This window comes from Herbaspirillum sp. SJZ099 (assembly GCF_007828355.1).
In the GTDB taxonomy this organism is placed as follows: domain Bacteria; phylum Pseudomonadota; class Gammaproteobacteria; order Burkholderiales; family Burkholderiaceae_D; genus Herbaspirillum.
Map to the genome: position 1 here is coordinate 26,290 of NZ_VIUO01000012.1, position 12,307 is coordinate 38,596.

At 62.7% G+C, this 12,307-nt stretch carries 11 protein-coding genes; 10 read left to right on the top strand and 1 reads right to left on the bottom strand.

The window, feature by feature from the left end:
• Positions 1-14: 14 nt before the first annotated feature.
• Entirely contained in the window at positions 15-482 is a 468-nt protein-coding gene (locus tag FB597_RS18650; protein WP_141911372.1) for an acyl-CoA thioesterase, read from the bottom strand.
• Between the two features lie 252 nt (positions 483-734).
• Here FB597_RS18650 and FB597_RS18655 point away from each other — a divergent pair, with 252 nt between their 5' ends.
• From FB597_RS18655 to coq7, 10 genes are all read left to right on the top strand, one after another.
• Positions 735-2,648 carry an ABC transporter ATP-binding protein/permease gene (locus tag FB597_RS18655; protein WP_144770360.1) on the top strand — a complete coding sequence of 638 codons (1,914 nt, stop codon included), beginning with the start codon at positions 735-737 and terminating at the stop codon, positions 2,646-2,648.
• 124 nt (positions 2,649-2,772) lie between these two features.
• Positions 2,773-3,783, top strand: coding sequence for a LysR family transcriptional regulator (locus tag FB597_RS18660; protein WP_141911377.1), 1,011 nt, complete (start codon positions 2,773-2,775; stop codon positions 3,781-3,783).
• Positions 3,784-4,157: 374 nt separating this feature from the next.
• The gene (locus tag FB597_RS18665) at positions 4,158-5,450 is read left to right on the top strand and encodes a Glu/Leu/Phe/Val dehydrogenase (RefSeq protein WP_141911380.1); all 1,293 of its coding nucleotides are present in this window, start codon (positions 4,158-4,160) and stop codon (positions 5,448-5,450) included.
• A 79-nt stretch (positions 5,451-5,529) separates the two neighbouring features.
• Positions 5,530-6,459, top strand: a complete 930-nt coding sequence (locus FB597_RS18670) for an amino acid ABC transporter substrate-binding protein (protein ID WP_183405782.1) — start codon at positions 5,530-5,532, stop codon at positions 6,457-6,459.
• Between the two features lie 463 nt (positions 6,460-6,922).
• Complete coding sequence (locus FB597_RS18675) at positions 6,923-7,873, top strand: amino acid ABC transporter substrate-binding protein (protein ID WP_141911385.1); 951 nt, start codon at positions 6,923-6,925, stop codon at positions 7,871-7,873.
• A gap of 246 nt (positions 7,874-8,119) precedes the next feature.
• On the top strand, positions 8,120-8,869 hold the full coding sequence (locus FB597_RS18680; RefSeq protein ID WP_141911387.1) for an amino acid ABC transporter permease: 750 nt from the start codon (positions 8,120-8,122) through the stop codon (positions 8,867-8,869).
• A gap of 3 nt (positions 8,870-8,872) precedes the next feature.
• Positions 8,873-9,568, top strand: coding sequence for an amino acid ABC transporter permease (locus FB597_RS18685; RefSeq protein ID WP_141911388.1), 696 nt, complete (start codon positions 8,873-8,875; stop codon positions 9,566-9,568).
• Positions 9,569-9,639: 71 nt separating this feature from the next.
• Positions 9,640-10,368, top strand: coding sequence for an amino acid ABC transporter ATP-binding protein (locus FB597_RS18690; RefSeq protein WP_141911389.1), 729 nt, complete (start codon positions 9,640-9,642; stop codon positions 10,366-10,368).
• Between the two features lie 226 nt (positions 10,369-10,594).
• A complete protein-coding gene (gene pyrC / locus FB597_RS18695; protein ID WP_144770361.1) occupies positions 10,595-11,629 on the top strand; it encodes a dihydroorotase in 1,035 nt (344 codons plus the stop codon).
• 22 nt (positions 11,630-11,651) lie between these two features.
• Positions 11,652-12,278: a 2-polyprenyl-3-methyl-6-methoxy-1,4-benzoquinone monooxygenase gene (gene coq7 / locus FB597_RS18700; RefSeq protein WP_144770362.1), complete on the top strand. Its 627-nt coding sequence runs from the start codon at positions 11,652-11,654 to the stop codon at positions 12,276-12,278.
• Positions 12,279-12,307: the final 29 nt, after the last annotated feature.

The window sequence follows — 12,307 nt, forward strand, 5'->3', positions numbered from 1 at the left end:
CTCAACTGGCAATGTCAAATGGCATGCCAGCCGCCGCCCAGGTCCTGCATGGCGTTGAGCTCGCCGATATTGTCGTCCGGCCCCAGCGGCGGCAGTGCGCGCGGCTTGCGGCTTTCATCGGTGGCGACATAGGTGAGCGTGGCTTCGGTCACCTTGACGACCTCGGTCTGCAGGCGGTTGCGCTCGGCGTATACCTCGACATTGACGGTGATGGAAGTATTGCCGACCTTGACGATGTCGGCGTAGAAGGAGAGCAGGTCACCCACGAACACCGGATTCTTGAACAGGAAGGAATTGACGGCGACGGTGGCCACGCGGCCATTGGCGCGGCGCGTGGCGGGCAGCGAGCCGGCCACGTCGACCTGGGCCATGATCCAGCCGCCGAAGACGTCGCCGTACACGTTGGCGTCGGCCGGCATGGGCATGACGCGCAGTTGCGGGGATTTCCCGGCAGGCAGCCGGGTGCTGAGCGGTGTGGTCATTGCTTTTTCCTTGAAAGCGTAAAGTCCGGCGAGATTCCGAATAGGTTCTTATAATTCCAGCTTCGCTCGCCTGGATGACGGCGAGGCGCGCTGCAGGCGTCCTCACTTGTCAAACCGGCACGTAAAGCACAACTAAAGCACAGATGAATCGTTTATGGATCATTGTCGCGCCAATGGCGCGCGAGAGCCATAGTTTATCGGATGTTGCCCCGCCGCAGCGGGCCTTGCCGCCAGCCATTTTCCAGCCACCACATGCGCCGTTATCCGAATAGCTCCTCCCCGCAAGCCAATGCCGCGCCGCGCCAACGCAGCGACTGGGCCATCGTCAGGACGCTGTTGCCGTATCTGTGGACCTACAAGTGGCGCGTCATGCTGGCGCTGGCCTTCCTGGTGGGGGCCAAGGTGGCCAACGTGGGCGTGCCGCTGATCCTGAAGAAACTGGTCGACCAGATGAGCGCCGCAGTTGCGCATCCGCAAGCCTTGCTGGTGCTGCCGCTGGGTTTGCTGGCCGCTTACGGCGCGCTGCGGCTGGCGACTTCGGTCTTTACCGAGTTGCGCGAACTGATGTTTGCGCGCGTGACCCAGCGCGCGGTGCGCACGATTGCCTTGCAGGTGTTCCAGCACCTGCACGCGCTGTCGCTGCGCTTTCACCTGAATCGCCAGACCGGCGGCATGACGCGCGATATCGAACGCGGCACGCGCGGCGTTTCCACTCTGGTGTCGTACACGCTGTTTTCGATCCTGCCCACCATCATCGAGATCCTGCTGGTGCTGGCCTACCTGGTGCTGCATTACGACATCTGGTTTTCCGTCATCACGGCCGGCGCGTTGGCGCTGTACATTTTTTTCACCATCACCGTGACCGAATGGCGCACGCATTTCCGCCGTACGATGAACGACCTGGATTCGCGCGCCAACACTCGCGCCATCGATTCGCTGCTCAACTACGAGACGGTCAAGTATTTCGGCAATGAGAGTTTTGAGGCGCGCCGCTACGACGAAGGCCTGCAGCGTTACGAGCGCGCCGCGGTCAAGTCCCAGAGCTCGCTGTCGCTGTTGAATACCGGCCAGTCGGCCATCATCGCCATCGCGGTCACGCTGATCCTGTGGCGCGCCACGGCGGGCGTGATCGACGGCACGATGACGCTGGGCGACATGGTGCTGGTCAATGCCTTCATGATCCAGCTCTACATCCCGCTCAATTTCCTGGGCGTGCTGTATCGCGAGATCAAGCAGAGCCTGGCGGACATGGAACGCCTGTTCTCGCTGCTGGAAGAAAACCGCGAAGTGGCCGACGGCGACGCCGCTGTGCCGCTCAGGACGCACGGCGCGGCATTGCGTTTCGAGCATGTCGATTTCAGCTACGAGAGCAAGCGCCAGATCCTGTTCGATGTCGATTTCACCGTGCCGGCCGGCACCACGACCGCGGTGGTCGGCCACAGCGGTTCGGGAAAGTCGACGCTGTCGCGGCTGCTGTACCGCTTCTACGACGTCGACCGCGGCGCCATCCGCATCGACGGCCAGGACCTGCGCGAGGTGACCCAGGCTTCGCTGCGCCAGGCCATCGGCATCGTGCCGCAGGATACGGTGCTGTTCAACGACACCATCGAATACAACATCGCTTACGGCAAGCCGGGCGCCAGCCGCGAGCAGATTGTGGCGGCAGCCAGGGCGGCGTATATCCATGAGTTCATCGAATCGCTGCCCGACGGTTACGCCACCATGGTGGGCGAGCGCGGACTGAAACTGTCGGGCGGCGAAAAGCAGCGGGTGGCGATCGCACGCACGCTGCTCAAGGACCCGGCCATCCTGATCTTCGACGAAGCGACATCGGCGCTGGATTCGCGCGCCGAGCAGGCGATCCAGCAGCAACTGGCGGAGATCGCGCGCGAGCGCACCACGCTGGTCATCGCGCACCGCCTGTCGACCATCGTGGATGCCCACCAGATCCTGGTGCTGGATCACGGCCGCATCGTCGAGCGCGGCACGCACGCCGGGCTGTTGCTGGCCAATGGCCTGTACGCCCAGATGTGGCTGCGCCAGCAGGCCGGCGCCGATGACGAGGGCGCATCGCCGGTGCCCGGGGCGGATGCCGGCGAGGAGGCGGCCGCAGCCGTCGGGCCGGGCGGCGAGCCGACGGTGCTGATGCCCACGGCCAGCAGGTGAGAGGCGGTTCCCGCTTCCCCGGCTAAGGGTTATCCGCTACAGCGTTCGCTTGCGCGGCGACTGGCGCGGCGGCACAATTCGTCGATTCGCATGAATTCTTAAAAGAACGAGAAGTGGGCGGGCAATGGAAAGCAAATGGCTTGAAGATTTCGTCTCCCTGGCTGAAACCCGCAGTTTCAGCCGTTCCGCCGATTTGCGGCATGTCACGCAGCCGGCTTTCTCGCGCCGTATCCAGTCGCTGGAGGCCTGGCTGGGCGCCGACCTGATCGATCGGACTTCCTACCCGACCAGGCTGACCGCGGCCGGCGAGGTGTTCTATGAGCAGGCGGTAGAGATGCTGGGGCAGATCAACAATACCCGTGCCCTGCTGCGCGGCAAGCGCCCGACGGCCCAGACCACCATCGATTTTGCGGTGCCGCATACGCTTTCGCTGACCTACATGCCCAAGTGGCTCAGTTCGCTGGAGTCGGGCTTCGGCTCCATCAACACGCGCCTGATCGCGCTGAACGTGCATGATGCGGTGATGACCATCGTCGAGGGCGGTTGCGACCTGCTGCTGTGCTATCACCATCCGCGCCAGCCGGTGCAGCTCGACGCCAGCCGTTACGACATGCTGACCATGGGCACCGAGACGCTGCGCCCGTATTCGCGCTGCGACCGCAACGGCACGCCCGACTACCTGTTTCCCGGCACCTCCAAGGCGCCGGTGCCGTTCCTGTCCTACACCAGCAATGCCTACCTGGGCCGGATGGTGGAGCTGATGATGTCGGATGTGAAACGTCCGCTGCACCTGCTCAAGCACTACGAGACCGATATGTCGGAAAGCCTCAAGATGATGGCGCTGGAGGGCCATGGCGTGGCCTTCCTGCCAGAGTCTTCGGTGGTGCGCGAGGTGCGCAACCGCCAGTTGGCGCGCACCGATGGGCCGGCCGGCGAGTGGGAGGTGGAGATGGAGATTCGCCTGTACCGCGAACGGCCTACCGCGCAGCGCGTCGGCAAGGCGCTGGTGGCGCGCCTGTGGGAATACCTGGTGGAGCAGGATGCGGCGCGGGCCGAACGCCAGAAGGGGGGCGCGGCCGGTTCCGGCAGGGCGGCGTCGAAGGCGGCCCGCCATGCCGAAAAGCGCGAATCCTGAGCCTGGGGAAGGCTCGCCCGAAGTGGCCGCGCGAGGGACGCGAAAACCGCCCGGCGAGGGTGTCAATCTTCCGCAATCCCGCCATCACAGGGGATGTTCGCTGGTTATGCATCCTGTGCATAGTTGCATGCTCACAAAGCATTAGCCTTGAATTGTCCGGCTGGCTACGATTGCGTCGCTGATTCGGACGGAGAAGATTTCAGGCGCTTGCGCACTGCGAGAGCGGCCGGTCAGGATGCCTGCGCCATCGGCTTGCAATGCCGGGTAGCGCGGCGCACCTTGATCGTTGGCCGGGGCGGAGTACTATGCTCGGCAGGTCTCGATTTCTTTGCAGCGTCTTGAACAGCACGGCAAACAAAAGGAGCGATTGCATCATGTCGAACGTACCTAACCACGAAGTGCCTTCCTACCTCGTCCCGCACGGCATCGGTCCGTGGGGCGTCTACCTTGAGCAGATCGACCGCGTGACGCCCTACCTGGGCTCGCTGGCGCGCTGGGTGGAAACCCTCAAGCGCCCCAAGCGCATACTGGTGGTCGACGTCCCCATCGAGCGCGACGACGGCACCATCGCCCACTTCGAGGGGTATCGCGTCCAGCACAACACGTCGCGCGGCCCGGGCAAGGGCGGCGTGCGTTTCCACCAGGATGTGACGCTGTCGGAAGTGATGGCGCTGTCGGCCTGGATGACAGTCAAGAACGCGGCGGTGAACGTTCCCTACGGCGGCGCCAAGGGCGGCATCCGCGTCGATCCGAGGACGCTCTCGCGCGGCGAGCTGCAGCGCGTCACGCGCCGCTACACCAGCGAAATCGGCATCATCATCGGCCCCAACAAGGACATTCCGGCGCCGGACGTCAACACCGATTCGCAGATCATGGCATGGATGATGGACACCTATTCCATGAACCAGGGCAGCACCTCTTCGGGCGTGGTCACCGGCAAGCCGATCTCGCTGGGCGGCAGCCTGGGACGGCATGAGGCGACCGGTCGCGGCGTGTTCGTGGTGGGCTGCGAAGCGGCCGCCAAGCGCGGCCTCGACATCAAGGACGCCAAGGTCGCCGTGCAAGGTTTCGGCAACGTCGGCGGCATCGCCGCGCGCCTGTTCGCCGAAGCCGGCGCCAAGGTGGTGGCGGTTCAGGATCATGTGACGACGGTGTTCAATGCCGGCGGCCTGGATGTCGCCGCACTGCAGACCTATGTCGCGCAAAACGGCAGCGTCAAGGGTTTCTCCGGCGCCGACGAGATTGCCGACCGCGCCCAATTCTGGTCGGTGGATTGCGACATTCTGGTGCCTGCCGCACTGGAACAGCAAATCACCGAAGCCAATGCCAACAACATCAAGGCCAAGATCATCCTGGAAGGCGCCAACGGCCCGACCACGCCGGCGGCCGACGATATCCTGCGCGACAAGGGTGTGCTGATCGTGCCCGACGTGATCGCCAACGCCGGCGGCGTGACGGTGAGCTACTTCGAATGGGTGCAGGATTTCTCCAGCTTCTTCTGGACCGAGGACGAGATCAATCTGCGCCTGACCCGCATCATGCGCGAAGCCTTTGCCGCAGTCTGGCAACTGGCGGACGAGAAGAAGGTGTCACTGCGTACCGCAGCGTTCATCGTGGCATGCACACGCGTGCTGCAGGCGCGTGAAATGCGGGGTTTGTACCCGTAATAGGGCTTTATTTACAGTATGGGCGGCCAAGGCGACAGCATAAGATCGTCGGCTGCGTAAAAGCGGTATGGGAGGAGACGTGGTTCGTGTGCGCGTGCGCGCCGGCGGCGCTGATGCCGTGCGGTGCGTGAAACTGGCAATGGCGGTGCTGGCATGCTTGTGCCTGGCGCCGTTGCTTGCGCACGCCGAAACTACGCTGGACAAGATCCGGCGCACCAATACGATGGTGATCGCCTTCCCGGCCAACCATTTCCCGTTCGCCGAGGCCGGCAGCGATGGCGGGCCGGTGGGCTACTCCATCGAGATTTGCCGGAAGATCGCAGATGCCGTCCGGCGCGAGGCCCGGCTGCCACAGCTGCAGCTCAGGTTCCAGCAGGTCGATATCGATGGCCGTTTCGAGGCTATCGCCAGCGGCGCCGCCGACATCGAGTGCGGCACAACCACCAGCAACGCTTCGCGCAGAAGCCGTTTCGATTTCACCGTTCCCCACTTTTATACGACCACGCGCATGATGGTGCGCAAGGACTCGGGCATCCACTCGTGGCTCGACATGCGCGGCAAGCGCGTGGTGACGCTGCGCGGCAGTTCCATCCTGCCCTATGTGAAGGCGCGCGACGCCGCGGGCGTGCTCGATATGCGCTGGATCGAGGCGACCACGGACGAGGAAGCCGTGGCGTTGGTGCTGGAGGGGCGCGCCGACGCCTATGCCGACGACGACGTGTTGCTGTATGCATACCGCGCCGAAATCAAGACGCCGGAAGCCTTGGATATCGTCGGCGAGGCATTGTCGGTCGATCCCTATGCAATGATGATGCGCAAGGGCGATGCCGCCTTCAAGGCGCTGGTCGACCGCGAGATGGCGCGCATGATTTTCGATGGCGAGATCCAGGACATGTATCAGCGCTGGTTCATGCGGCCGGCGGGAGCGCGCAAGCAGGCGCTGGGGCTGCCGATGGGGTATGTGCTGCGCGATTCGTTCCGCTTCCCCTCGGATAAGATCGCAAAATAGTTGTTCTGGCATGGATATTGCTGACCATAAGGGGTTATCGTGGCGGTCTGGGCGGGCAATCGGAGGCGATGCCGCGAAAGCATAACCGGCCAGGCGGGATGCTCATGTAAGATGTGTCGGCTATCCGAGGGGGAATCGGCCGCTGCAGCGCCGCAGATGACGGATGCTTCATCGGAAATGGAATATTGGGAATATTGGCGCATGCGGGCGATTGGCGTTGGGGATCTGTCGTAAAATGCCGCCGCCGCATGCCTCGCTCTGGATCACTGCTATGGGTTGCGTGCCGCCATCGATTGGCGGCAGCGGCCGCAAGCGGATGAAAAAAGCCTGCGAAGATATGGCTTAACAATAAAAAAGAGGCATGGCAACAGGACCGCTAAGCCTTGCTCCATGGACTGCTCAGGCTGTTTTTGGAAGAGGGCTTTTGGTACACTACGTAAAAATTTTTCCAGGAGGTCACACAATGAAGTTATTGAAGCTAGCAGGGGTGTTGGTCGGCGCAAGCGTTCTGATGGGTTCGGTCCATGCGGAAGAATTCACCGGCCGGATGAAGAAGATCAAGGATACCGGCACCCTGACACTGGGCGTGCGCGATTCCTCGATCCCGTTCTCCTATCTCGATGACAAGCAGTCCTACCAGGGCTACTCGATCGACCTGTGCCTGAAGGCCGCTACCGCGATCCAGAAGAAGCTGGGCCTGACGTCGCTCAACATCAAGATGGTTCCGGTGACTTCGGCGACCCGTATTCCGCTGATCGCCAACGGCACCACCGACATCTCGTGCGACTCCGCGACCAACAACATGGAGCGCCAGAAGCAGGTGTCCTTCTCGGTGACCGAATTCGTGACCGCCAACAAGTTCCTGTCGAAGAAGGCAGCCAACCTGAAGACCCTGGACGACCTGAAGGGCAAGACCGTCGTGTCGACCTCGGGTACTTCGAACCTGAAGCAGATCACTTCCCTGAACGCAGAGCGTAACCTGGGCATGAACATCCTGGCCGCCAAGGACCACGCCGAAGCCTTCCTGATGGTGGAAACCGGCCGCGCCGCAGCGTTCGTGATGGACGACATCCTGTTGTCCTCGCTGGCTGCCAACTCCAAGGCGCCGGGCGACTACCAGGTTTCTTCGGAAGCCCTGTCGGTCGAGCCCTATGGCCTGATCCTGCCGAAGGATGACGTCGCCTTCAAGAAGGTGGTCGACGATGCCCTGACCGTGGTCTACAAGGGTGACGAGATCAAGAAGATCTATGCCAAGTGGTTCCAGTCGCCGATTCCGCCCAAGGGCGTGAACCTGAACGTGCCGATGAGCCCGCAGCTGCAAGCTGTGCTGGCCAAGCCGACCGATTCGGGCGACCCGGCTGCTTATGCGGCCGTTCCGGAAGCACAGAAGCAATCTTCTTCCAAGAAGAAGTAATCGGCTGATTGCCTTTGGCAATGAGTGATAAAACGGGGCGACCCGTTTTATCCCAAGACGAATCAATCCGTCTTGACGAAACGGGGGCGTTGTCCCCCGTTTTGTTTAACCGGCCGGCAAAGGCGGTTGCCGCGGTGCAATTGCTTTTATCCACAGCGGCCGGTGACTGACCGGAATATCCATGGCGCGGCATTTGCCTGGTGATCGCGCCTGACAGACTGACTCGAAACAGAGACGAGGCCACTTATGCATTACAACTGGAACTGGGGAATCTTCTGGGAGATGTCTCCCGACGGCATCCCCTATATCGATACGCTGATGGCGGGCCTGAAATGGACCCTCGCGACAGCGATATCCGCCTGGATCATGGCGCTGATCCTCGGCACCATCGCCGGCACCATCCGTACAACAACAAAACCATGGGCGGTTCGCCTCGCCAACGGCTACGTGGAACTGTTCCGCAACATTCCCTTGCTGGTACAGATGTTCCTCTGGTATTTCGTGATGCCGGAACTGATGCCCGGCTCGATCGGCGACTGGCTCAAGGGCCTGCCCGACGCATCCTTCGTCACCGCCACCCTGGCGCTGGGTTTCTTTACCTCGGCCCGTGTCGCGGTGCAGGTCACGACCGGCATCCAGGCGCTGCCGCGCGGCCAGCGCATGGCGGGCCAGGCGCTCGGCCTGACGCCGGCGCAGACTTATCGTTACGTGCTGCTGCCGATGGCGTTTCGCATCATCATCCCGGCGCTGACCAACGAATTCGCCGCGATCATCAAGAACAGCTCGGTGGCGTTGACCATCGGCCTGATCGAACTGACCGCCGCCACTTACTCGATGCGCGAATTCACCTTCCAGACCTTCGAGGCGCTGACCGGCGCAACCATCATCTACATCCTCATTTCCGCCATTGCGCTGCTGTTGGCGCGCCTGTTGGAAAAGGTAACGGCTGTCCCTGGCTATATCTCCAGCGGTAGCACCAGTGCGGGAGGGCATTGATCCATGTTCAGCAATTTCGACTTCGACGTCATCGAGCGTTCCTGGGTCTACCTGTTCACCACCGGCCTGAAATTCACGCTTGTCCTGACCTTCTCGGCCATGCTGGGCGGCATCATCATCGGCACGCTGCTGGCGATGATGCGCCTGTCCAGCAACAAGCCGCTGTCGTTCATCGCCACCACCTACGTCAACCTGATCCGCTCGATCCCGCTGGTGCTGGTGATCTTCTGGTTCTACTTCCTGGTGCCGTTCATCGGGGCGTGGATCATCGGCGCGTCCGAACCCATCCGGGTCGGCGCATTCCAGTCGGCGCTGATCACCTTCATCCTGTTCGAGGCGGCCTATTACTGCGAAATCATGCGCTCGGGCATCCAGTCGATTCCGCGCGGCCAGGTGTTCGCCGGCTACGCGATCGGCATGAACTACTGGCAGATGATGGGCAACGTGGTGCTGCCGCAGGCGTTCCGCAACATGACGCCGATCTTGCTGACCCAGACCATCGTCCTGTTCCAGGACGTGTCGCTGGTGTATGTGCTGGGCTCGGTGCCGGACTTCGTCACCAGCGCTTCCAAGATCGCGCAGCGCGACGGACGCCTGGTGGAAATGTACCTGTTCGTGGCAGTGGTGTACTTCATCCTGAGCTTTGGCCTGTCGCAACTGGTCAAGCGCTTCCAGAAGAAGATCGCCATCATCCGTTAAGCCCAATGACGGCGGCGCGGCGCGGATGACCCGCCGGCCGCCCAACGAATCCAGAAATCCAGGAGAAACAAATGATTGAACTCAACAACGTCAGCAAGTGGTATGGCAGCTTCCAGGTCCTCACCGATTGCACGACTTCGGTGAAAAAGGGCGACGTGGTGGTGGTGTGCGGCCCCTCCGGTTCGGGCAAGTCGACGCTGATCAAGACCGTCAACGGCCTGGAGCCGTTCCAGAAGGGCGACATCACCGTGGACGGCATCTCGGTGGGCGACCCCAAGACCAACCTGTCCAAGCTGCGCGCGCGCATCGGCATGGTGTTCCAGAACTTTGAACTGTTTCCGCACCTGTCCATCCGCGAGAACCTGACCATCGGCCAGATCAAGGTGCTGGGCCGCAGCAAGGAAGAGGCGACCGAGAAGGGCCTGAAGTATCTCGACCGCGTGGGCCTGTTGGCGCACAAGGACAAATTCCCCGGCCAATTGTCCGGCGGCCAGCAGCAGCGCGTGGCGATTGCCCGCGCGCTGTCGATGGATCCGATCGCCATGCTGTTCGACGAGCCGACCTCGGCGCTCGACCCGGAAATGATCAACGAAGTGCTGGATGTCATGGTCGGCCTGGCCCAGGAAGGCATGACCATGATGGTCGTGACCCACGAAATGGGGTTTGCCCGCAAGGTCGCCAACCGCGTCGTGTTCATGGACAAGGGCCTGGTGGTGGAAGATTGCGCCAAGGACGAGTTCTTCGCCTCGCCGCGTTCGGAACGCGCGCGCGATTTCCTGGCCAAGATCATCACCCACTGATCCGGTTCCGGTAGCGCCCTTGGGCGCATCCGAAGAAGAGAAGGCTGCATCGGCGACGATGCGGCCTTTCTTTTTGTCCGGCATCAAACCGGCGCGCGCCGGGCCGGCTGGGGGCTTGACGGCTACGGTAGAATATCGCTCTTGATGGTGAAGCCCCGGCCCGCACGGCCGGGCGCGGCCATGGGATGCCCGCCATCCGCCAATTCCAGACCAGAAAGAACATCCAATGAGCAATGAACTGACCATCACCCGCCCGGACGACTGGCACCTGCACCTGCGCGACGGCGCCACCCTGAAGGATGTGTTGCCGCACACCGCGCGCCAGTTCGCGCGCGCCATCGTCATGCCCAACCTGAAGCCGCCGGTCACCACCACCGAGCAGGCCGCGGCCTACCGCGAGCGCATCCTGGCAGTATTGCCGGAGGGGATGCAGTTCGAGCCGCTGATGGTGCTCTACCTGACCGACAATACCCCGCCTGATGAGATCCGTCGCGCCAAGGACAGCGGCTTCGTCAAGGCCGTCAAGCTGTATCCGGCGGGCGCCACCACCAATTCCGACGCCGGCGTGACCGACCTCGGCAAGTGCTACAAGACGCTGGAAGTGCTGCAGGAACTGGACATGCCGTTCCTGGTCCACGGCGAAGTCACCGATCCGGCGATCGACCTGTTCGACCGCGAAGCGGTGTTCATCGAGCGCATCATGAAACCCTTGCGCCAGGCCATGCCTGAGCTGAAAGTGGTGTTCGAGCACATCACTACCAAGGAAACCGCCGACTACGTGCTGGCCGGCGAGGGCCCGACCGCCGCCACCATCACCGCGCACCACCTGCTGTTCAACCGCAACGAGATCTTCAAGGGCGGCATCCGCCCGCATTACTACTGCCTGCCGGTATTGAAGCGCGAGACCCACCGCCAGGCGCTGGTGGCCGCGGCCACTTCCGGCAACGACAAGTTCTTCCTCGGCACCGATTCGGCGCCGCACGCCAAGGGCCTCAAGGAACACGCCTGTGGCTGTGCCGGCTGCTACACCGCATTGCACGCGCTGGAGCTGTACGCGCAAGCCTTCGACCAGGCCGGCGCGCTGGACAAGTTCGAAGCTTTCGCCAGCTTCAACGGCCCGGCCTTCTACGGCTTGCCGCGCAACCAGGGCACCGTCACCCTCAAGCGCGACAGCTGGACCATCCCGGCCGAATTGCCGATGGGCGATACCACTGTGGTGCCGCTGTCGGCCGGCGAGCAGATCAACTGGAAGATGGCCTGAGCCAGCATTTGAAAGGTTACGCATGCAATTCGTCGACCGACTGATTACCGATCTCGATAAAGCGCTGCGCGTGGTCAGCGGCGTGGTCTCCGAAAGCCGGCCCAATCCCGGGCGCGGCCTGGCCGATGGCGTGATGGATGAGGCCGAGAAGCGGCATGCGGCCGGCCTGATGCGGGTCAACCATGTCGGCGAGGTATGCGCCCAGGCGCTGTACGACGCGCAGGGGCGATTCGCCCAGAAGCGCGAGATCAAGCAGGCCTTCGAACATGCCGGCATCGAAGAGGAGGACCACCTGGCCTGGACCGCCGAGCGCTTGCGCGAGCTGGGTTCGCGCACCAGCCTGTTGAATCCGCTCTGGTATGCCGGTTCCTACGTGCTGGGCACCATCGCGGCCCGGGTGGGCGATGCGCGCAACCTCGGCTTTGTGGCCGAGACCGAGCACCAGGTTGAATTGCACCTGTTGAGCCACCTGGAAAAGCTGCCGGCGCAGGACAACAAGTCGCGCGCCATCGTCGAGCAGATGCGCATCGATGAGGTCGAGCACGGCCAGGCGGCGAAGGCGCTGGGCGCGGCCGAGATGCCGGCGCCCGTCAAGGGATTGATGAAGGCGATGTCGAAAGTGATGACGGGCGTGGCTTACTACGTCTGAGCCGCCCCGAATGTAAAAAAACGCCGCAC